The following is a 20,491-nucleotide window of genomic DNA, read 5'->3' as shown; positions in this document are numbered from 1 at the left end:
CGAACCGACGCGCCTCCCGATGTTCACCTCCGTGATAGGTACGCCCCCTATGGTCGCGTCGTGAGTCCTCGCCTCAGTCGATCCGCCGCCGCCCTCCGCCGGGCCCGTGCCTGGAACGACACGGGGCACCGCGTCGCCGAGCGCTGGGCGGTCATCCGCCGGCACCCGCACGCGATCTGGTGGGCGTTCGTCAGCCTGCACCTCACCGTGATGCTCGCCCTCACGCCGATGATGCTGACCGGCGACGTCACCGGCGACCTCCCGCTCTACCGTTCGTGGGCGAGCGGTGCGCTCGCCGACGGCCGCTGGCCGGTGCTCGACTTCGACTGGGTCTACCCGGCGGGGGCGCTCGGGCCGATCGTGCTGTCGAACATCCTGGGCGAGTCGCTCTACCAGTTCGTCTGGCTGCTGCTGATGACCGCCGTCAACGCCGGGGCGCTCTGGCTGCTCACCGACCGCGGGCGACGCACCGTCGACGCCACAGCCGCCTGGTGGTGGCTGCTCATCCTGTTCCTGCTGAGCCCGGTCGCGTTCCTGCGGCTCGAGGGGTTCAGCGCCCCGCTCGTCGTGGCCGGGCTGCTGATGCTCGCCACCCGGCCGAGGGTCGCCGGCGCGCTGCTCGCCCTCGCGACCTGGATCAAGGTCTGGCCTGCCGCGGTCGTCGCGGCCGCCGTCGCGGTGTCGCGCCGTCGGGGCTCCATCGTCGGGGCGGGCGTCGCGACGAGTGCGGCCATCGTGGGGCTCGTCGTCGTGGGCGGCGGCGCCTCGCACCTCGACAGCTTCGTCACGATGCAGTCGAGCCGCGGCCTGCAGGTCGAGGCGCCGATGGCGACCCCCTGGCTCTGGATGGCGATGCTCGGGGTGCCCGGCGCCTCCGTCTACGAGAACGTGGGGCTCGCGACGAACGAGGTCATGGGGCCCGGCGCCTCGGTGCTGATCAACGGCAGCACCGGTCTGATGTTCGGGGTGCTGTTCGCGCTGGCCCTGCTCGTGGCCGTGGCCGCCCTGGGGCTGCCCGGTGCGCGTCGCGGTGCCCGGGCCGTCGACGAGACCGGCGTCGTGCTGCTCGGCGCCCTCGCCCTGACGACCACGTTCGTCGCCCTCAACAAGGTCGGCTCGCCGCAGTACGTGCTGTGGATCGCGCCGGTCGTCGCCGTCGGGCTGGCGCTCCGTCCCGAGCAGTTCCGGGTGCCGGCCCTGCTCATCGGCTGGTCGGCCGGGCTGACGACGCTCGTGTTCCCGATCCTGTACCTGCCCCTCCTCGATCTGAACCCGTTCGCGGTGGTGGTGCTCGCGGCCCGGAACGTGCTGATCGTGGTGCTCTTCGGCTGGTGCGTGCTGCGGGTCGTGGCCGCCGCGCTGGCGGCCGTCGGCGTCACCGGGCGCCCTCTGACGCCCGAGGCCGTCGGCATCGGGCTGAGATCCGTCCGATAGAGGTGAATCTGGGCCTCCCGGGCCGTGCCGTGCCAGCGTGGAGAGTCCAGAGCACGACATCGAGCAACTAGGAGCACTCATGAAAGGCAAGATCCTCTTCGTCGCAGGAGCGGCCGTCGGGTACGTCCTCGGAGCCCGCGCGGGCCGTGGCGCTTACATCAAGATCAAGGACCGCGCCGGCGACCTGTGGGAGAACCCCTCGGTGCAGAAGACGGTCCACCAGGCGGAGGACTTCGTCAAGGACAACGCCCCCGTCGTCGGATCCAAGCTGAAGGACGTCGCGAACGACGCCGCCTCCGCCGCCCAGTCGACCGTCAAGTCCGCCACGAAGAAGGCCGACAAAGTCGCCGACCAGGCGAAGGCCAAGGCCGACGAGGTGGGCTCGAAGGGCGCGTCCGCGACCGGTTCCGACAAGGGCGCCGCCGACACCGGCGACCGCGACAACGGCACCTCGAAGCTCCCGGGAGTGAGCGTCGGTGACTGACCTCAAGAACCCGCAGGAGAGCACGAAGAAGTCGCTCGGTTCGCTGCTCGGCAGCCTGCCCGAGCTGATCTCGCGCCTCATCCGCGGTGAGATCGCTCTCGCCAAGACCGAGCTCTCGACGAAGCTGAAGGAGGTCGGGGTCGGTGCGGGTCTGCTCGTCGGCGCCGCGCTCTTCGGGTTCTTCCTGCTCGCGGTGCTGCTGACCGCGGCCGTGCTGGGGCTGGCGACCGTCGTGGCCCCGTGGCTGGCCGCCCTGATCGTCGCCGCCGTGCTGCTGATCATCACCGGCGTGCTCGCCCTGCTGGGCGTCAAGGCGCTGAAGAAGGGCGTGCCGCCGACCCCCGAGAAGACGGTCGCCAGCGTCAAGGCGGACGTCACCGCTCTGAAGGGCCAGGGAACCTATGACTCCCCGCAGCACTGACCCGGCCGCGAAGAACGAGCCGAAGCCCGACCCCGAGCGCGAGCTCGCCGAGGCGAGGGCCGAGGAGGCGCGGGCCGAGAGGTCCGGCGGCTCCCGCGACGAGACGGCCCCCGAGAACGAGAAGGGCCCGCGCCCCGGCGCGAGCATCCCCGAGATCGAGCTGGACCTCGCACGCACCCGTGAGGAGTTCGCGGCCACGCTCGACGCCATCGAAGACAAGCTGAGCGTGCCGGCGCACGCCCGCCGCCTCAAGGCGAGCGTCAAGCGGCGGTACGCCGACGACCCGAAGCCGGTCGTCGCGGCGGCCGCCGCAGGCGCCGCCGGGCTGGCTGCCATCGTCGCCGGCGTCGTCAAGGTCGCCCGGCGCTGACCGCCTCGGCGCCGGCCGGCCGGCAGCGACCGGCCGGTAGCGACCGCCTCGGCGCGGTGGCGGTCTTCGCGACCGGCACCGCGCCTCCTGGGCTCACCACCCGCATCTCCACGACAGGACACCCCATGGCCCAGAAGAGCACCGAGCGCGAGCAGCAGGCGCCGTCGGCGGACGACGAGCGCAAACCGCAGGAGCTGACCGACGTGTCGAAGCCCTCGTGGGGTTACGTGCTCGGCAAGACGTTCCGCGAGTTCACCCGCGACCAGTGCACCGACCTCGCCGCAGGGCTGACGTACTACGCCGTGCTCGCGATCTTCCCGGCCCTGCTGGCGATCGTGTCGCTGCTCGGGGTCGTCGGGCAGGCCGGGGCGACGGCCGACGCGGTGCTCGACATCATCCGGCAGCTGGGGTCGCCCGACGTCGCGAAGCTGCTCGAGGGTCCGATCGAGCAGCTGACCGGGTCGCCTGCGGCCGGTGTCGCCCTGATCGTCGGTGTGCTCGGCGCGCTGTGGTCGGCCTCCGGGTTCGTCGGCGGGTTCGGGCGCGCGATGAACCGCATCTACGGCATCGACGAGGGTCGCCCGATCTGGAAGCTGCGCCCGACGATGCTCGGCGTCACCGCGTTCACGGTCGTGCTGATCGTCGCGGCCGGGCTGATCCTGGTGCTCAGCGGGCCGGTCGCCCAGACGGTCGGCGACCTGGTCGGACTCGGCTCGACGGCGGTCTTCGTCTGGAACATCGTCAAGTGGCCCGTGCTCGCGGTGATCGCCATCGTGATCGTGGCCGTGCTCTACTACTGGGCCCCGAACATCAAGCAGCCGAAGTTCAAGTGGATGAGCATCGGGTCGCTCGTCGCCCTGGTCATCTGGCTGATCGCGTCGGTCGGCTTCGGCTTCTACGTCGCGAACTTCTCGAACTACAACGCGACCTACGGCTCGCTCGGCGCCGTGATCGTGTTCCTGCTCTGGCTCTGGATCACCAACAACGCGCTGCTCTTCGGCGCGGAGTTCGACGCCGAGCTCGAGCGCGGACGTCAGCTGCAGGCCGGCATGAAGGCCGAGAGCGAGATCCTGCTGCCGCCGCGCGACACGGCGCAGACCGAGAAGAAGGCCGCCGCGCTCGCCAAGGACGAGCTCGAGGGCATGCGCCTGCGCCAGGCCGCCGCCGCCGAGATGGCGCGTCAGGGCGAGGAGCGGCCCGAGGCCGACGGCGAGGGCGGTTCGGCCCCGTCGGACGACCACCCGGACCCCGACGCCGGCAAGCGCTGACCGCTGCGCCGGCCGCGCGCCGCCGGCCGGCGCGCCGCGTGCCGCCGGCCGCGCGTCACACCCCGAAACCCGCGCTACACCCCGATTCTTCGGGGTGCGGCGCGGGTTTCGAGGTGTTGCGGCGTGCTCAGAACGAGAAGCCGAGCTCGCCGGGGTAGTCGCCGCGGGCGGTGAGCGTGGTGGCGGCGTCGCGCAGGTGCGACAGCGTCAGGCCCATGGTGGTGGGGCCGAAGCTGACGCGGGAGACCCCGAGCTCGGCGAGACGGGCCAGGGGCACGGCCGACGGGTTCGAGATGACGCTGATCTTGCCGTCGATGCGGTCGAGGGCGGCCTTGACGAGGTCTTCGGTGCCGAGGCCGAGCACGAAGGCGCAGTCGGCCCCGGCGGCGAGGTACGCGTTGGCGCGCGTGACGGCGTCGTCGAAGCTGTCGGGGTCGCCGGCCAGGGCGTCGACCCGGGCGTTGATGACGATGGGAACCCCGGCGCGGTCGCCGGCCTGGCGGGCGGCGGCGACCTTCGAGACCTGGGTGTCGATGTCGTAGAGCGGGGCCTTGGCCTGGCCGATGCTGTCTTCGATGTTGAGGCCGGCGGCGCCCTCCTCGATGAGTCGGAAGACGTTGTCGAGCGTGCCGGCGGCGTCCGAGGCGTAGGCCTTCTCGAAGTCGACGGACACGGGCAGGTCGACGGACCGGATGATGATGCGTGCCGCGGCCAGCATCTCGTCGACGTCGAGGCCCTCGCCGTCCTCGACGCCGTGCGCCTCGCTGATGGAGTGGGAGGCGGTGGCCAGGGCGCGCACGCCCGGTGCGCCGGCGACGATGCGGGCCGTGATGCTGTCCCACACGTTCGTCACGATCAGCGGATCGCCGGGGACGTGCAGCGAGCGGAGCAGTTCGGCCTTCTCGGCCGTGGAGGAGATGGACATGCCCCCAGCCAACCAGCACGCGCTGTGCGGCACCAGCCCCGCGCGCGGTGCCACGCGCGCCCGGACCTCATCGAGGTGACGCGAACGGGGCCCTGTCGCGCCTGCAGGGCCCGATCCGGGTCACCTCGATGAGGTCTGGCGCGGGTCAGGCCGCCGCGAGCGCCGACGTGGGCGGGATGCGCGCCGCCCTCGACGCGGGGTAGAGGCCGCTGACGCCGCCGATCACGACCGTCGCCACCAGGCCGCCGACCGCCGCCCACGCCGGCACCACGACGGGCCAGCCCTGGCTGAGCGCGAACACGGCCGTCACCGCGGCCCCGAGAGCGACGCCGACGGCTCCGCCGAGCAGCGAGAGCAGCAGCGACTCGACCAGGAACTGGTCGCGGATGTGCCGACGGCGTGCGCCGAGCGCTCGCCGCACCCCGACCTCCGCCCGGCGCTCGAGCACCGTGATGACCATGGTGTTGGCCACTCCGATGCCGCCGACGAGCAGCGCCACCCCGCCGATGCCGAGCAGCAGCCCGGTGAACGACGCCTCGGACGCCTGCTGGGCGGCGAGCGCCTCGGACGGCCGGCTCACGGTGACCGCCGTCGGCTCGGCGGGGTTGACCGTGCGGGCGAGGACGTCCCGTACGGCCGCGACCTGCCCGGGATCGGCGCGGGCGAACAACCGGGTGGGGCGGCCGTCCCAGCCGAACTCGTCGGCGGCCGTCGACTCGGGCACGAGGGCCGAGCTGTCGAGGTCGGGGGCGAGGGGCAGCGGCGCGAGCACGCCGACCACCGCCACCCAGCGGCCGTCGATCCAGACGCGGCTGCCCGGGTGCACCCGGTCGAGACCGAGCGTGGCGGCGGCCGTCGACCCCAGCACGACCTGGGGCAGATCGTCGGAGGCGTCGCCGAACCAGGTGCCCGACGACATACCGCTGCGCAGCACCCCCTCGAGGTCGCCGAGCGCCACGTCGAGCGTGATGCCGCCCGAGGCCGCCGCGGGGATCCGATCGCTGCGGTAGACCCTCTGGTCGGGCACCCGGCCGACGCCGGCCGCCTGCTCGACGTCCGGGCGGCGGTCGAGCATGTCCCGCGAGGCCTCGGGCAGGGGGACGTCCGTGCCGAGGGCGTCGCGTCCGGGGGTGACCTGCAGCAGGTTCGTGCCGAGGCCGTCGAGCACCCGGGCGAGGGCCGCCTGGCTCGACGAGGAGATCCCGACGACGGCGATCATCGCCGCGATGCCGATCGCGATGCCGAGCGCCGACAGCACGACGCGCGCGGGTCGGGTCCGTAGCCCGAAGACGCCGAGTCCGACCAGGTCGCGCGCCGACAGCCGACCGGGTCGACGCCTGCTCACGGGAGCACCTCGCCCTCGATCAGACCGTCGCGCATGCGCACCCGGCGGGGCAGGGTGGCCGCCAGCGACAGGTCGTGCGTGATGACCACGACGGTCGTCCCGCCGGCGTTCAGGTCGTCGAGCAGACGCAGGACGGCTGCGCCCGACACCGAGTCGAGGGCGCCCGTGGGTTCGTCGGCGAGCAGCAGCGCGGGTTCGCCGACGATGGCCCGGGCGATCGCCACGCGCTGCTTCTCGCCGCCGGAGAAGCTGATGCGGGCGGTGATCGACGCGGTGACCCAGGCCGACCCGGTCGAGGGCGCCGCGGGCCCGCTCGATGCGCTCGCGGCGGGGGACGCCGGCGTAGAGCAGCCCGTCGGCCACGTTCTCGGTGGCCGTCGCACCCGAGGCGAGGTGGAAATGCTGGAAGACGAAGCCGATGTGCTCGGCGCGGAGTCTCGACAGGGCGTCGTCTCCGAGCCCTCCGACCTCGTGACCGGCCACCCGGACCGATCCGGTCGTCGGGCGGTCGAGCGTGCCCATGACGTTCAGCATGGTCGACTTGCCCGAGCCGCTCGGCCCGACGACCGCCAGGAACTCGCCCCGGGTCACGCTCAGGTCGACGCCCCCGAGGGCGGCCAGCCCGCCGTAGACCTTCGTCACGCCGCGCAGCTCGAGCACGGCCTCGGCGGCCGTCGGGGTCGTCGTCGCCTCCGAGGAGGCGCGGGTCGTCCCGACGAGACCGCCCACGGTCTCGACCCCGCTCACGACGGCACCACGACCTCGTCGCCCTCGGCGAGCCCGTCGCCCGAGACCTCGGCCCGCCCCTGGGCGAAGAGACCGGTCGTCACGGGGACGCGCTCGGTCTCGCCGCCCGATCGCACGACCTCGACGACGTAGCCGTCGTCTCCGGCGAGGAGGGCCGTCACGGGGACGCTCAGCACGCCCTCGCGGCGCTCGCCGTCCACCACCAGGTCGACCGCGGTCGACGTCGACGTCCCCTCGGGTGGATCGCCGTCGAGCCCGACGGTGACGACCACCTCGTCGTCGCCACCCGCCGCCGGGTCGTCACCCGCGCCTCCTGAGGGTTCGCCCACGGCCTGGACCGAGCCGGGCACCGTGGTGCCGTCGGGCAGGCGGACCTCCACGGGCCCGCCGCCGGGGAACCGGGCGAGGTCGGGAGGCGAGACGGAGGCCGTCACCACGAGTGCGGTCGGGGTGTAGCCGTAGACGGCCGAGCCCGCCTCGTCGCCGACCCGCCCGATCGGGTCGGCGACCCGGATGTCGCCGGGGACGAAGGCGATGTCGGACGCGTCGAGGCCGCCGGTGCGCGTCCGCCCCCGGTCCGTCTGCCAGCGCGTGACGGCGTCGCGCGTCGAGGCGTCGAACCACTCGCCGTCCGAGACCTCGTAGCCGAGTGCGCGCAGGTTCTCTTTCAGCTGGGTGACGTCGGCCCCGCGCAGACCCTGCACGAGGGGGCGCCAGAGCGGCACGTCCCCGTGCATCGCCCGCACCGGGCTCTCGTCCACCGAGTAGAGGACGCCGTCGCGGCCGATCTCCTCGCCGAAGGCCGGGAGCCCGGTGACGACGCCCGTCCCGGCGGACGTCAGCGGCACCGGGGTGCCGTAGCCGAGGGTCGCGGGGACGCGCTTGCCGTCGACGAGGTCGCCGAGCACGACGGAGGCGGTGGGGCGCTGGACGCCGCCGGCCGAGGCCGACGGAGCGCTGCCGCCGGCCCCGCCCTCGATGAGCGAGCAGCCCGTCAGAGCCGCGACGCAGAGCGCACCCGCGACGACGCCGACGAGGGCCCGGCGGTGCGCCGGGCGGTGGCCAGGGGGGCGGCCGGGCTGGCGGGCGGGGCTCATTCGCCCGACCCCTCGGCGGAGGGGCCGAACCGCTCGCTGCAGGCGAAGAAGGCGTCCTGCTCGGGGGTGCTGCTGGTGGTGCTCCAGCTCGTCTGCGGGAAGGCGCCGTCGACCGGGTCGGGGAAGTCCTCGAAGCCCTCCTGGCGGACGCACTCGGCGACCTTCAGCTGGGACTCCTGCCACTCGGCCAGTTCGGCCGCGGAGGGCTCCTGGGCGGCCTCCCCGCCGCCCGCGGACTCGGGCAGGCCCTCACGGCACTCGGCGAACGCGGCCGCGTACTCGTCGGCGTCCGCCCCGTTCGGGACGGCCACGACCATGCCCTCGTCGAGGTCGGGATCGTCGACGTCGTACCCGGCGTCGCGGAGGCACTGTCCGAGCTGGGCCGACGCGCTCGTGCCGCCGCCCGCCGACGTGGCGGCGGAGGTGGCTTCGTCGTCCGTGCTGCACCCGGCCAGCAGGGCCGGCAGCAGCACGGCGCAGACCGAGAGCGTGCCGAGGGCGGACGTGCGTCGACGCGCGGACCGGCGGTCACGGAACGGCGCGGATGCGGGGGAGGTGGAGGTCATGGGGTGCCTTTCTCTGGCGTGATGATGGGCGGCTCCGTACCGGGTCGTCGTGCGGAGATCGGTGACCATCTCACCGAGGGCGGTGTCTCGGGGCCGTGGCCTCGACGGTTACGTCGGCGAAACGCGATGTCCGTAATATGATGTGAATGATTCTCGTCGCCTGGACGGCGGCGGAGGACTACGTCGGGAGGGGATCCATGCGAGTCCTGGTGGTGGACGACGAGGTGGCGCTGGCCGACCTCGTCGCCGCGGGGCTGTCGCGGCAGGCGATGGCCGTCGACGTGTCCTACCGCGGAGACGAGGCCGACGAGATGCTCGCGGTCAACGACTACGACGTGGTCGTGCTCGACCGCGACCTGCCGGGCCTCCACGGCGACGTGGTGGCACGACAGGTCGCCGAGCGGGGCGACGCGACGCGCATCCTCATGCTCACGGCGGCCGGCGACCTGCACGATCGCGTCGGCGGGCTCGAGCTCGGCGCGGACGACTACCTGGCGAAGCCGTTCGAGTACCCCGAGCTCGTGGCGCGGGTGCGAGCGCTCGGACGCCGCTCGGGGGCGGCGACGCCGCCGGTGCTCCGATCGGGCGACCTCGAGCTCGACACCAACCGCCACCTCGCGACCCGCAGGGGGCTCGACCTGGGGTTGTCCACGAAGGAGCTCATGGTGCTCGAGGTCCTGCTGCAGGCCGACGGGCGCATCGTCAGCGCGGAGGAGCTGCTCGAGAAGGTCTGGGACGCCAACATCGACCCCTTCACGAACGCCGTGCGCGTCACCGTCAGCAAGCTGCGCCGCAAGCTCGGCGAGCCTGATCCGATCCGCACCGTCCCCGGTCGCGGCTACCGGCTGTGAGACCGGCACCCCCGGCGCCCCCGGCGCCCCCGGCGGCCCCGACGACTCCGGCGGCCGACGGTCTCGGGTCGTTGAACCGACGGCGGCGGAGCATCGGCCTCCGCACGGCGACCACGTTCGGGGTCGTCTTCGCCGTCCTCGCCGCGCTCGTGCTGCTCGCCGTCGGCGTCGCGACGTCGCAGGGCGTCGCCCTCAGCCTCGAGGGCGTCCCGTCGTCACCGGGGTCGCCGTCGTCCTCGGGGTCGGCGTCGTCCCCGGGCTCGCCGATCGCCGTCGAGCGTCCCGTCGGCAGCGCGGAGTCGGGCGACGACACCCTGACCGCGGCTCGCGTCGTCGGGACGATCGTGGCGCGGCAGCAGCTCATCTGGTCGACGGTCGGCGTCGCGGCGGCCTCCGTGATCGCGGCCGGGGCCGGGTGGTTCGTGAGTCGCCGCCTGCTCCGCCCGATCGACGACATCGTCGCCGCGACCCAGCGCATCACGGCGAGCACCCTGCACGAGCGCATCGGTCTGACCGGCCCGAGCGACGAGCTCTCGCGGGTCGCGTCGACCATCGACGGGCTGCTCGATCGTCTCGAGGCCTCGTTCGAGGCCCAGCGCCGCTTCGTCGCCTACGCGTCGCACGAGCTGCGGACTCCGTTGGCCGTTCAGCGCGCCGCGCTGCAGATCGGCCTCGACGACCCCACGCCCGACCAGGTCGCCGTGATCCGCGATCAGCTGCTCGAGGTCAACCGTCGCAGCGAGCACCTCGTCGAGAGTCTGCTCGCCCTCGCGACGGCCGATCGCGGGCTGGCCGCCGGGGCTCTCGAGCCGGTGGCCGTCGGGGACGTCGTCGACGAGGTGGTGACGGGCGTCGCCGACGCGGCCCGCGCCTCCTCGGTGCACGTGGTCGTCGACCGCGGCTCGTTCCGTGCCGTCGAGGGCGATGCGGTGCTCGTGGGGCAGCTGGTCCGCAACCTCGTGGCCAACGCCGTCGAGTACAACGAGCCCGGCGGGTGGGTGCGCGTGAGCGGCTCGGACGACGTGGTCGACTCGGTCGACGCGGTCGTCGTCGTCGAGAACTCGGGGCCGGTCGTCGACCCGGAGGTCGCCGCCACGCTGACGCGGCCGTTCACGCGGGTCGCTCCGACGACGGCTCCGACGGCGGCACCGGTGGCTGCGGGCTCCGGAGGCGCGGCGCCCGCCCGGCACAGCGGCCTCGGTCTCGCGATCGTCGCCTCGATCGCCCGAGCCCACGGGTGGGCGGTCGACGTCGCGCCGCGCGAGGGCGGCGGTCTGCAGGTCGCGGTCGGCCCGTCGCGGTGACCCGGACGGTGCCCCGGGACGCCTCCAGAGCCCGATCCGAGTCACCTCGATCGACACCCCGGGAATCCGCTCGGACCCCAGAGCGCGAACCGGGGTCCGAGCGAGTTCCTGGGGTCTGGGCGGGCGTCAGGAGGCGCGGGTCGCCTCGGCGAGGATCGCCGCCACCCGGCCCGGCACCGTGTCGTCCTGCAGGCTCGTCGTGTCGCCGAGGGGACGGCCGTCGACGATGTCGCCGAGCAGCCGGCGCATGATCTTGCCCGAGCGGGTCTTCGGCAGATCGGGCACGACGAGCACGGTGGCGGGCTTGGCGATGGGGCCGATCTGGTCGGCCACGTGGGCACGCAGCACGCTCGACAGCGACCCCGCGAGCGGAGCCCAGACCTGCGGTTCGGAAGCGGACCCGGCGTCGGGCACCGCGCCTCCTGCGGGCCTCGCCGCCGGCACCACGAACGCGGCGATGGCCTGTCCGGTGCGCTCGTCGGCGACCCCCACGACCGCGGCCTCGGCCACCAGCGGGTGCGCCACCAGCGACGACTCGATCTCGATCGTCGACAGCCGGTGACCCGACACGTTGATCACGTCGTCGACGCGGCCCAGCACCCAGATGTCGCCGTCCGCGTCGTACTTCGCGCCGTCGCCCGAGAAGAACCAGCCCTGACGCCAGTACTTCGCCCAGTACGAGTCGCGGTACCGCTCCGGGTCGCCCCAGACGGTGCGGGCCAGCGACGGCGGCGTCTGCTGCACGACGAGGTAGCCGCCCCCGCCGTTCGGCACGCGCGCCCCGGCCTCGTCGACGACGGCCGTCGAGACGCCCGGCAGCGCCCGCAGCGACGAGCCGGGCTTGAGCGTGTCGACCCCCGGCAGAGGCGCCATGACGCTCGCACCCGTCTCGGACTGCCACCAGGTGTCGACGATGGGGCACTCGCCGCGCCCGAACTGCTCGTGGAACCACACCCACGCCTCGGGGTTGATGGCCTCGCCGACCGTGCCGAGGAGGCGCAGCGACGAGATGTCGTACGTGTCGGGGAGTCCGTCGGGGAACCACGACGACAGCGTCCGCACCAGGGTCGGCGCCGTGTAGTACGTCGTCACGCCGTACCGCTCGATGATCTCGAGGTGCCGGGCGGGGTGCGGGGTGTCGGGAGTGCCCTCGTAGATCACCTGTGTGAGGCCGTTCGAGAGCGGTCCGTAGATCTCGTACGTGTGGGCCGTCACCCAGGCGAGGTCGGCCGTGCACCAGTGGACGTCGTCGGGCTTCGCGTCGAAGACCGCCCAGTGCGTGTAGCTCGCGGCCGTGAGGTAGCCGCCGCTCGTGTGCACGAGCCCCTTCGGGCGACCGGTCGTGCCGCTGGTGTACATGATGAACAGCGGCGTCTCGGCGTCGAAGTGCTCGGGGGAGTCGGTGTCGGGCTGAGGGTCGACGACGTCGTGCCACCAGAGGTCGCGTCCGTCCGTCCAGGGCAGGTCGGGGGTCCGATCGCCCGTGCGCCGGACGACGAGCACGTGCTCGATCCCGTTGTCGCCGCCGACCGCGTGGTCGGCGTTCGCCTTGACCGGCACCGCGCCTCCTCGGCGGAACTGGCCGTCGGTGGTCACGAGCAGCTTCGCGCCCGTGTCTTCGACCCGGAACTTCAGCGCCTCGCCCGAGAACCCGCCGAAGACGAGCGAGTGGATCGCGCCGATCCGCGCGATGGCGAGGGTGACGACGATCGTCTCGGCGATCACCGGCAGGTAGACGACCACGCGGTCGCCCTTCGTCACACCGAGCGATCGCAGGCCGTTCGCCGCCTTGACGACCTCGCGCTGCAGCTGCGCGTAGGTGATGTCGCGGCGGTCGCCCGGCTCGCCCTCGACGTGCAGCGCGACCTTGTCGCCCCGACCGGCTGCGACGTGCCGGTCGACGCAGTTGACCGCGACGTTCAGACGACCGCCCGCGAACCAGGTGGCCTCGGGCACGGTCAGCTCGCCGTCGGGGCCCTCGGCCACCGGCGACCAGGTGTGCGCCGTGCGCCACGGGGTCTCCCAGTCGAGGCGGTGCGCCTGCTCCTCCCAGAAGGCGACCGGGTCCGCTGCCGCGCGGGCGTGCTCGGCGGCGGTGACGTTCGCAGTCGCGGCGAGCCCGGGAGGCGCGGGGAACGTCCGTCGCTCGTCGAGGAGATTCGAGATGGTGTCGGTCGTCGCCATCCGTCGATGCTACGAGTCGCACCGGCGCGGCAGCGGGCGGCGGGCAACCCGGCGTAACACGGCGGGCCGTGCGGAATCGCCCGGCGCGCCTTACTCTGAGCAGGACTCCGTTCCGGACGTCGGTCGGCGCCCGCGCCGGATCGCGACGACTCCTGGCGCGACGACAGGAGCAGACGTGACCAACCCGACCGGTCGTGGGCGCGTTCGCCTCGGCACCGCCCTCGCGCTCGCCGGCGCGCTCGTGCTCGCCCCGGCGGCGGCCTCCGCCGCGGAGCCGGCACCCGCGCCTGCGCCGGTCGTCGAGCCTGCGCCGGCCGTCGAGCCGGCCCCGGCCGTCGACACGGCCCCCGCTTCGGACGCATCGGCACCCGCCGCGGAGGCGCTCGCTCCGGAGGCGCTCGCCCCCGGCGCGCTCATGAACTATGTCGTCAACGTCGCCCCCACCGAGGGCGCGACGGCCGAGGCGCGGGCGGCCGTCGTGACGGCCGGCGGCATCGTGCTGATGAGCTACCCCGAGATCGGGGTGGTGACCGCGCAGTCGACCGCCACCGGGTTCCTGGACGCGATCCGCGCCTCCTCGGTGGTGCAGTCGGCCGGTCCCACGCGTCAGGCGGCCGTCACCGAGGGCGCCGTCGCGGCCGACTGGCGGGGCGGCACGCTGTCCATCGACCGGCCCCGCGCCGAGGCCGCCGTCACCGCGGCCCCGCTCGACTCCCAGCAGTGGGACATGGACGCGATCGGAGCCCCCGAAGCCCGCTCGATCGAGCCCGGCGACGCCGACGTGCTGGTCGGCGTGCTCGACAGCGGCATCGCCGTCGACCACCCCGACCTCGCGTCGCAGGTCGACCCCGCGGCGTCGGTCGGCTGCTCGGTGAACGGCATCCCCGACGGCGACCAGGCGGCCTGGGTGCCCGTCGACGACAGCGAGTCGCACGGCACGCACGTCGCCGGCACGATCGCCGCGGACGCCGACGGCGACGGCATCACCGGCGTCGCGCCGGGCGTCACGCTGGCCAGCGTCAAGGTGGTGAACCACGACGGCTTCATCTACCCCGAGTACGCGCTCTGCGGCTTCATGTGGGCCGCCGCCGAGGGCATGGACGTCACGAACAACAGCTACTACGTCGACCCCTGGGCGTTCTGGTGCGAGGGGCAGCCCGAGCAGCAGCCCGCGCTCGACGCCGTCGAGAAGGCCGTCGCCTGGTCGCAGCAGCAGGGCGTGCTGAACATCGCCGCCGCCGGCAACGAGGACTACGACTTGGCGAACAAGACCACCGAGTCGACGAGCCCCGACGACGGCGTCTACGACGACGCGGGCGACTACGTGTCGGGGCCGCGGATCATCGAGGATCGCGACGTCTCGCAGGGCTGCGTCGACCTGCCCGCCGGCGTCGACGGCGTCGTCACCGTGGCCTCGGTCGCGCTGCAGCCCGACGGCGGCGTCGCGAAGTCGTCGTTCTCGAACTACGGCGAGGGCGAGATCGACATCGCCGCCCCCGGGTCGGCGATCCTCAGCACCGTCTTCGGCGGGCGCTACGACGTGTACAGCGGCACCTCGATGGCGTCGCCGCACGTGGCCGGCGTCGCCGCACTCCTCGCGACGACGCACCCCGACGCGTCTCCGGCGAAGCTGCGGGCGCTGCTGACCTCGCAGGCGACCGACCTCGGCGACACCGAGCTCTACGGCGCCGGTCTCGTCGACGCGTTCGCGGCCGTGACGGATGGCCTCGGCTCCAGGCCGATCGCCGCCGTCGCCGACGGGACCATCCAGGCCGGCGCGCCCTTCCGCCTGCTGGGAGCGGACTTCGCACCCGGCGAGAGCGTCAGGATCTCGCTCGAGATCGGCGACGGGGACGGCGCGGCCGGAGTGCGCGTGCCCAGCCTCGTCGCCTCGAGCACGGCCGGCGACGGCGGGCGGGTCGATGCGCTCGCCCGGTTCGGCCCCTCGACGCCCAGCGGGCCGGCCACGCTCGTGGTCGAGGGCGCCCTGGGCGAGAGCGCACGGGTCGAGGTCGTCGTCGCCGACCCGCTCGCGGGCCCGGTGATCGCGGACCCCGTCGCGGGCGACCCGGTCGAACCGGGCGTCGTCACGGTGAGCGGTTCGGCGCTGCCCGGCGCCGGCGTCGCCGTCGGTCTCGCCGGTACGAGCGCCGACGTCCTGCCCGCCGAGGGCGACGTCGAGGCGGGCGTCGTCTTCGACTCCGCGGTCGATGCGGCGCTGGAAGCCGCCCGCGAACGCCTGATCGCCGGGCTCGAGCCCGCCCCGGCCCCCGTCGACCCGGATGCCGCCCTCACCGTGACCGCCGCGTTCGCCGACGCGACGGGCGTCTGGAGCGTGCAGTTCTCGTCGGTGACGCCGGGCGACCACGTCGCGGCCGGTCTCGCTCAGGTGCGGGCCGACGGCAGCGTCTCGGCGCCGGGCGCGCCGGTGGGCTTCGCGGTGGCCGGACTCGCCGTCGATCCGCCCGTCGCGCCCCCGGCCGGGCCCATCGCCCCAGGTGCCGAGGTGCCGGCCGGCGACGGGCCGCGGAGTGAGGCCGCGACCGGCGGCGCGCGCGACGGCGACGCCCGTCCGCTCGCGGGCCCCGGGCGGACCGAGCTCGCCTTCACGGGCTCCGAGGCCGCGCCCGCCGCCGGATCCGCCGTGGTCCTCGTGCTGGCCGGCCTCGTGCTCCTGGCCGTCGGCCGCCGCCGTCGCGCGGTCGCCCCTGTGCACAGCGAGCCCCGATCATCCCTCCCCGGCCGGAGGCGCGGCTAGGTCCTGTGGACAACAGTGGCCTGACCATGGATCACACAGGCATGAGGCATAAAAGCATGTAGCATTCCCAGGAGTCGACGACCCCGGGAGGATCCATGTCGCAAGATCGCAGCGCGCCCGCGGGTCGCGCCGCCCGCCGAGAACCCCGTGGCAGACGTCTCGACATCCAGGGCCTCCGGGCGGTGGCCGTGGTGGCCGTCGTCGTCGAGCACGTGTCGGGCTGGCCCCGGGGCGGCTTCGTCGGGGTCGACGTCTTCTTCGTGCTGTCCGGGTTCCTCATCACCGGTCTGCTGGTCCGAGAGCACGGCCGCACGGGGCGCATCTCGATGCGCGGCTTCTACCTCCGTCGGGTCAAGCGGCTGATGCCGTCGGCGCTCGCCGTGCTCGTCGTCACCCTCGCGGCGGTGGCGGGTCTGCTGTCCACGAACCGCCTGATCTCGTCGGCCGTCGACGCCGGCTGGTCGGCGGTCTTCCTGGCCAACTGGCACGAGGCGGCGCAGGGCACCGACTACTTCGCCGCCGACGGGCCGATCTCGCCCTTCCGGCACTTCTGGTCGCTGTCGGTCGAAGAGCAGTTCTACCTCGTCTGGCCCCTCGTCGTGCTGCTCGTCGCCGCGATCTCGGCCCCGCGACTGCGCGGGGTGCTCGCGGCCGTCCTCGTGGTGGTGTGCGCCGCCTCCTTCGTCTGGGCGGTCGTCCAGACGGCGGACGCCCCGGTGCTCGCCTACTACTCGACGCTCACCCGCGCATGGGAGCTGGGCGCGGGGGCGCTGCTGGCCGTGACGATCGGGGTCTGGCGAGCCGCGCCTCCTGCGGTGGGCACCCTCCTGTCGTGGCTGGGGCTGCTGGTCATCGTCGCCTCGATGGCGATGATCGACGAGGCCTGGGGGTTCCCCGGTCCGTGGGCCGTCGTGCCCGTGGTGGCGACCCTGGCCGTCCTCGCGGGCGGTTCGGTGCCGGGCGCGCGATCGCCGGTCGTGCTGACGAACCGGGTCGCCGGCTACGTCGGCGACATCAGCTACTCGCTCTACCTGTGGCACTTCCCGGCGCTCGTCGTCATCCGGTCGATCGCGCCCGAGTCGACGGCGGCCGTCTACCTCGCGGCGTCCTCGCTCGCCGTCGTCTGTCACCACCTCATCGAGAAGCCGGCCATGACCGCGTCGTGGAGCCTCCGCGACCGGCCGCGTCGGGGTGACCGCCCTCGCACACCCGGTCGGGGCCGCGATCAGCGAGTGGCCGCGGTCGGGGCGCTCGCCGTCGTCACGGCCGCGGTCGTGGCCCTCGCGGCCGACAACGTCCGCCCGCTGCCCGCGCCGCCGGTGATCGCGGCGGGTGCGACCGGCTCGTCGGGCTCCTCGGGCACGGGTGCCGCGGGCGAGGGCGACGGTCCCTCAGGAGGCGCGGGTGGCGTCGACGAGTCCGGTGGCACCCCGGCCGGGGGCCCGGCCGGCACGGCCCTCCGCGAGCAGGTGGCCGCGGCGCTCGCCACGACCACCTGGCCCGAGCTCGACCCGCCCGTCGACGGGGTCGTGCCCGGGGGCGCGAATCTGCCCTGCGGCGACATCACGAGACTCGCCCCCGTCGAGCGCTGCACGTTCGGGCCCGCCGACGCCAGCACGACGGTGATGCTGGTCGGCGATTCGACGGCGGCGCACCAGCTCGACTCGTTCGTCGCGCTCGCCGAGGCGCCCGACAGCGACCTGCGGGTCGTCGGGCGGGTCGGGTTCGCCTGCTCGTTCGTCGACCTCGCATGGGACACCGACGACACCGCGGACTGCGCCGACTACCGGGCTGCGACGCTCGAGGCCGTCGAGGCGACGAAGCCCGACGTCGTCGTGGTGCAGAACACCTACGAGCCCATGCCCCTGGCCGACGCGGGGCGTGACGCCACGGTGGCCGAGCTCGCCGACGGGCTCGCCCGGTACCTCGACCGGATCGAGCCGCACGTCGGCCAGGTGGTCCATCTGTCGCCCCCGCCGCCCGGTGCGAACGTCCGCGAGTGCTACCGGCCCGGCGGGTCGCCCGTCGACTGCATCACCCGGGTCGGCGGGCCCTGGCTCGAGCGGGCCGCGGCGATCGGCGAGATCGTCGCCGCCCGCGATCAGCAGTGGATCGACGCCCGCGACTTCACCTGCCTCGAGAACGTCTGCCCGGCCTTCGTCGGCGACTCCGTCGTCAAGATCGACTACGTGCACTACTCCGGGCCGTTCGCCGTCGACATGGCTCCTGCGCTCGGCGAGAGCCTGGCGGCCGCCGGGGTGACCGGCTTCGGCGAGGCGCCGTGACCGATTCCCAGCGAACACTGACGTTCGGGGGCCGTCGCCGATGGCCATCGGGATCGGCCTGTGGAGAACCCGACCCGCGCCTCCGGTGGACCGCTCGGTCGGGCTTGGCCCTCCCTGGCCTCGTGACTACGGTGGGCCGCTGTCCCGCTCAGGGGCTCGAGACATCCCGCCGTCGTGCGGGCGTCACGACGGCACCGCACGTCACCCCGCTGCCCGGGCTGTGGTCGCCGCCATCCGACCTATCTGGTGAGAGGCGGGCAGCGGTTCGAGCGCGTCAGCGCCGTGCCGGGGTGACCTCGACGGAGCACACGTACACATGTCACGAATCACACGCGCCACCACCTCCGCCCACGACGCCGGGTCCGCCCGCACCAAGACCGGCCGCGGCAAGACCCGCGGTCTTCTCGGCACGGCCGCCGTCGTCGCCCTCGCCGGCGCCGGCATCGGGCTCGCCGCAGCACCTGCGAGCGCGGCCGACGTCGCCACCTGGGACGCCCTCGCGCAGTGCGAGAGCGGCGGCAACTGGTCGATCGACACCGGGAACGGCTACTCGGGCGGGCTCCAGTTCAGCCCCAGCACCTGGGCCGCGAACGGCGGCACCGGGTCGGCCGCGAACGCCAGCAAGAGCGAGCAGATCGCCGTCGCCGAGCGCGTCCTCGCCTCGCAGGGCTGGGGCGCCTGGCCCTCGTGCTCGTCGCAGCTCGGACTGAGCGGCACCAGCGGTGCGGCACCCGCGCCCGCCGCCGCCCCGGCTCCCGCACCGGCACCGGCACCGGCGCCCGCCGCCGCCCCGGCGCCCCAGGCCGCCGCGCCGAGCACCGGGTCGACCACGACCACCCCGGCCGAGGCGGCAGCGCCCGCGGCACCCGCCGCGCCGGTCGTGCCCGAGATCGCCGCCGTCCCGACCAGCGGCGAGACCTACACGGTCGAGGCCGGCGACAGCCTCGACCTCATCGCCACCGACCTCGACATCGAGGGCGGCTGGATCACCCTGGCCGGTGCGAACCTCGACACCGTCACCGACCCGAACGTGATCACGGTCGGTCAGGTGCTGCAGCTGCCCGCCGAGAAGTAGGCGCTGAGCCGAGCAGGCGACCGACGCCCTCGAGGGCGTGACGAGGAGGCACGGGGCGACCCGCGCCTCCTCGTCGCATGCCTAGGATGGTGCGGACCGCCAGCTGAAGAAGGACTCCGTGACGAAGGCCCCCACCGTCTACGACGTGGCCGCGCACGCCGCCGTCTCGATCGCGACGGTGTCGCGGGTGCTCCGTCGACCCGACGACGTCCGCCCCGAGACCCGCACCCGGGTGCTCGACTCCGTGCGCGCGCTCGGGTACGTGCCGAGTGGTGCGGCCCGCGGGCTGGCCGGGCGGCGGCACGGCGTGCTCGGGCTGTTCCTCCCGGGGCACGACGCCATCGACGAGCCCGAACCCGACTGGGCGGTGCTGACCGACTCGAGTCGCATCCCCCTCCTGGACGACAGGGAGGCGCGGGTCGCCGGGCCGCTCGCGACCGGCGGTCACTGGTCGAACCCGGCCAACCTCTACTTCGACGAGGTGCTGCGCGGTGCCGAGGTCGAATCGTGGCGGCGCGGGTTCGCCCTGATGGTCGCGGCCGGTCGCGGGTCGAGTCGCGAGGTGATCGTCAACGACATCGCCGGGCGGGTCGACGGGCTCGCCGTGCTGGCGCAGACCGTGCCGGCCGATCTGCTCGCGCACGTGTCGCGGCGGATCCCCGTGGTCGTCCTCGCCGACTCGCGGCCGGGCGACGAGCTCGATCACGTCAGCGTCGACAACGTCGCGGGCATGCGCGCCCTCACCTCCTTCGTGCTCGACGGGCGCGGGGTCGCCGACGTCGTCTACGTGACCGGCCCCTCCGACTCGCCCGACGAGGCCGACCGGCACCGCGGGTTCGACGAGGCCGTCGCCGGACGCCGGGCCGCGGGCGGGGCCGATCTGCGGGTGCGCGTCGAGCGCGGCGACTTCAGCCGCGACGGCGGGCGCCGGGTCGCGGAGGCGCTGCTCGCCCTCGGGTCGGGCTCTGACGGTGCCGGTGCCGGTGCCGGTGCCGGTGCCGGGCCCGCGGTCGGCGGGCGCGCGCTGCCCGATGCCGTCGTGTGCGCCAACGACCAGACGGCGCTCGGGGTGCTCGACGTCTTCGATCGGGCCGGTGTCGATGTGCCCGGGCGGGTGCGGGTGACGGGCTTCGACGGCATCGAGGCCGGTCGCTTCTCGACTCCGCGTCTCACGACGGTGCGGCAGCCGATGGGCGAGCTGGGGCGCGTCGCCGTCCGCTCGATCGTCCGGCGCCTGACCGACCCCGGGATGCCGCCGCAGCGCGTCACCCTGCCGGTGGAGGTCCTGCTCCGCGAGAGCTGCCCGCCCCTCCCGGGCTCGCGCCGCGCCTCCTGAGTCCGGCCCGCGCCTCCTCGGCCCGCGCCTCCTGGCCCCGA

At 74.0% G+C, this 20,491-nt stretch carries 17 protein-coding genes and 1 pseudogene; 11 read left to right on the top strand and 7 right to left on the bottom strand.

The window, feature by feature from the left end:
• The first annotated feature begins 60 nt into the window (after nucleotides 1-60).
• From ACZZY9_RS07745 to ACZZY9_RS07725, 5 genes are all read left to right on the top strand, one after another.
• Entirely contained in the window at nucleotides 61-1,434 is a 1,374-nt protein-coding gene (locus ACZZY9_RS07745; RefSeq protein WP_463463659.1) for a glycosyltransferase 87 family protein, read from the top strand.
• A 79-nt stretch (nucleotides 1,435-1,513) separates the two neighbouring features.
• Complete coding sequence (locus ACZZY9_RS07740) at nucleotides 1,514-1,918, top strand: YtxH domain-containing protein (RefSeq protein ID WP_463463658.1); 405 nt, start codon at nucleotides 1,514-1,516, stop codon at nucleotides 1,916-1,918.
• Nucleotides 1,911-2,339 carry a phage holin family protein gene (locus tag ACZZY9_RS07735; RefSeq protein ID WP_463463657.1) on the top strand — a complete coding sequence of 143 codons (429 nt, stop codon included), beginning with the start codon at nucleotides 1,911-1,913 and terminating at the stop codon, nucleotides 2,337-2,339. Before ACZZY9_RS07740 ends, ACZZY9_RS07735 begins: the two co-directional genes overlap by 8 nt.
• Complete coding sequence (locus ACZZY9_RS07730) at nucleotides 2,320-2,709, top strand: DUF3618 domain-containing protein (RefSeq protein WP_463463656.1); 390 nt, start codon at nucleotides 2,320-2,322, stop codon at nucleotides 2,707-2,709. Before ACZZY9_RS07735 ends, ACZZY9_RS07730 begins: the two co-directional genes overlap by 20 nt.
• A gap of 125 nt (nucleotides 2,710-2,834) precedes the next feature.
• Nucleotides 2,835-3,977 carry a YihY/virulence factor BrkB family protein gene (locus ACZZY9_RS07725; RefSeq protein WP_463463655.1) on the top strand — a complete coding sequence of 381 codons (1,143 nt, stop codon included), beginning with the start codon at nucleotides 2,835-2,837 and terminating at the stop codon, nucleotides 3,975-3,977.
• Between the two features lie 127 nt (nucleotides 3,978-4,104).
• On the opposite strand, the gene ACZZY9_RS07720 is transcribed toward ACZZY9_RS07725, so the two are convergent.
• From ACZZY9_RS07720 to ACZZY9_RS07695, 6 genes and pseudogenes are all read right to left on the bottom strand, one after another.
• Entirely contained in the window at nucleotides 4,105-4,902 is a 798-nt protein-coding gene (locus ACZZY9_RS07720; RefSeq protein ID WP_463463654.1) for an isocitrate lyase/PEP mutase family protein, read from the bottom strand.
• Nucleotides 4,903-5,047: 145 nt separating this feature from the next.
• On the bottom strand, nucleotides 5,048-6,247 hold the full coding sequence (locus ACZZY9_RS07715; protein WP_463464651.1) for an ABC transporter permease: 1,200 nt from the start codon (nucleotides 6,245-6,247) through the stop codon (nucleotides 5,048-5,050).
• Nucleotides 6,244-6,471, bottom strand: coding sequence for a hypothetical protein (locus ACZZY9_RS07710; protein WP_463464650.1), 228 nt, complete (start codon nucleotides 6,469-6,471; stop codon nucleotides 6,244-6,246). Before ACZZY9_RS07710 ends, ACZZY9_RS07715 begins: the two co-directional genes overlap by 4 nt.
• Nucleotides 6,472-6,562: 91 nt before the next feature.
• A pseudogene (locus ACZZY9_RS07705) lies at nucleotides 6,563-6,838 on the bottom strand (ATP-binding cassette domain-containing protein); the annotation flags it as partial.
• A gap of 152 nt (nucleotides 6,839-6,990) precedes the next feature.
• Nucleotides 6,991-8,091, bottom strand: a complete 1,101-nt coding sequence (locus tag ACZZY9_RS07700; protein WP_463463653.1) for a peptidoglycan-binding protein — start codon at nucleotides 8,089-8,091, stop codon at nucleotides 6,991-6,993.
• Nucleotides 8,088-8,657, bottom strand: a complete 570-nt coding sequence (locus ACZZY9_RS07695; RefSeq protein WP_463463652.1) for a hypothetical protein — start codon at nucleotides 8,655-8,657, stop codon at nucleotides 8,088-8,090. The genes ACZZY9_RS07700 and ACZZY9_RS07695 overlap by 4 nt, the downstream gene beginning before the upstream one ends.
• Before the next feature lie 197 nt (nucleotides 8,658-8,854).
• Here ACZZY9_RS07695 and ACZZY9_RS07690 point away from each other — a divergent pair, with 197 nt between their 5' ends.
• On the top strand, nucleotides 8,855-9,508 hold the full coding sequence (locus ACZZY9_RS07690) for a response regulator transcription factor (protein WP_192061616.1): 654 nt from the start codon (nucleotides 8,855-8,857) through the stop codon (nucleotides 9,506-9,508).
• Nucleotides 9,505-10,812: a sensor histidine kinase gene (locus tag ACZZY9_RS07685; RefSeq protein WP_463463651.1), complete on the top strand. Its 1,308-nt coding sequence runs from the start codon at nucleotides 9,505-9,507 to the stop codon at nucleotides 10,810-10,812. The genes ACZZY9_RS07690 and ACZZY9_RS07685 overlap by 4 nt, the downstream gene beginning before the upstream one ends.
• 126 nt (nucleotides 10,813-10,938) lie before the next feature.
• On the opposite strand, the gene acs is transcribed toward ACZZY9_RS07685, so the two are convergent.
• A complete protein-coding gene (gene acs / locus ACZZY9_RS07680; RefSeq protein ID WP_463463650.1) occupies nucleotides 10,939-12,996 on the bottom strand; it encodes an acetate--CoA ligase in 2,058 nt (685 codons plus the stop codon).
• 175 nt (nucleotides 12,997-13,171) lie between these two features.
• On the opposite strand from acs, the gene ACZZY9_RS07675 reads away from it, so the two are divergent.
• The 4 genes from ACZZY9_RS07675 (at nucleotide 13,172) to ACZZY9_RS07660 (ending at nucleotide 20,450) form a co-directional block, all read left to right on the top strand.
• The gene (locus tag ACZZY9_RS07675) at nucleotides 13,172-15,754 is read left to right on the top strand and encodes a S8 family serine peptidase (RefSeq protein WP_463463649.1); all 2,583 of its coding nucleotides are present in this window, start codon (nucleotides 13,172-13,174) and stop codon (nucleotides 15,752-15,754) included.
• A 95-nt stretch (nucleotides 15,755-15,849) separates the two neighbouring features.
• Nucleotides 15,850-18,039: an acyltransferase family protein gene (locus ACZZY9_RS07670; RefSeq protein WP_463463648.1), complete on the top strand. Its 2,190-nt coding sequence runs from the start codon at nucleotides 15,850-15,852 to the stop codon at nucleotides 18,037-18,039.
• Nucleotides 18,040-18,355: 316 nt separating this feature from the next.
• Nucleotides 18,356-19,114 (top strand): transglycosylase family protein, encoded by a 759-nt coding sequence (locus ACZZY9_RS07665; protein WP_463463647.1) that lies wholly within the window; start codon nucleotides 18,356-18,358, stop codon nucleotides 19,112-19,114.
• A 118-nt stretch (nucleotides 19,115-19,232) separates the two neighbouring features.
• Nucleotides 19,233-20,450 (top strand): LacI family DNA-binding transcriptional regulator, encoded by a 1,218-nt coding sequence (locus ACZZY9_RS07660; RefSeq protein ID WP_463463646.1) that lies wholly within the window; start codon nucleotides 19,233-19,235, stop codon nucleotides 20,448-20,450.
• Nucleotides 20,451-20,491: the final 41 nt, after the last annotated feature.

This window comes from Frigoribacterium sp. AC394, from assembly GCF_979258095.1.
This window is presented reverse-complemented; position numbering and strand designations above follow the sequence as displayed.

Coding starts and splice junctions, on each gene's coding strand:
- ACZZY9_RS07730 (WP_463463656.1), top strand. CDS start 2,320: ATGACTCCCCGCAGCACTGACCCGGCCGCGAAGAACGAGCCGAAGCCC.
- ACZZY9_RS07670 (WP_463463648.1), top strand. CDS start 15,850: ATGTCGCAAGATCGCAGCGCGCCCGCGGGTCGCGCCGCCCGCCGAGAA.
- ACZZY9_RS07690 (WP_192061616.1), top strand. CDS start 8,855: ATGCGAGTCCTGGTGGTGGACGACGAGGTGGCGCTGGCCGACCTCGTC.
- ACZZY9_RS07665 (WP_463463647.1), top strand. CDS start 18,356: ATGTCACGAATCACACGCGCCACCACCTCCGCCCACGACGCCGGGTCC.
- ACZZY9_RS07725 (WP_463463655.1), top strand. CDS start 2,835: ATGGCCCAGAAGAGCACCGAGCGCGAGCAGCAGGCGCCGTCGGCGGAC.
- acs (WP_463463650.1), bottom strand. CDS start 12,996: ATGGCGACGACCGACACCATCTCGAATCTCCTCGACGAGCGACGGACG.
- ACZZY9_RS07700 (WP_463463653.1), bottom strand. CDS start 8,091: ATGAGCCCCGCCCGCCAGCCCGGCCGCCCCCCTGGCCACCGCCCGGCG.
- ACZZY9_RS07695 (WP_463463652.1), bottom strand. CDS start 8,657: ATGACCTCCACCTCCCCCGCATCCGCGCCGTTCCGTGACCGCCGGTCC.
- ACZZY9_RS07740 (WP_463463658.1), top strand. CDS start 1,514: ATGAAAGGCAAGATCCTCTTCGTCGCAGGAGCGGCCGTCGGGTACGTC.
- ACZZY9_RS07720 (WP_463463654.1), bottom strand. CDS start 4,902: ATGTCCATCTCCTCCACGGCCGAGAAGGCCGAACTGCTCCGCTCGCTG.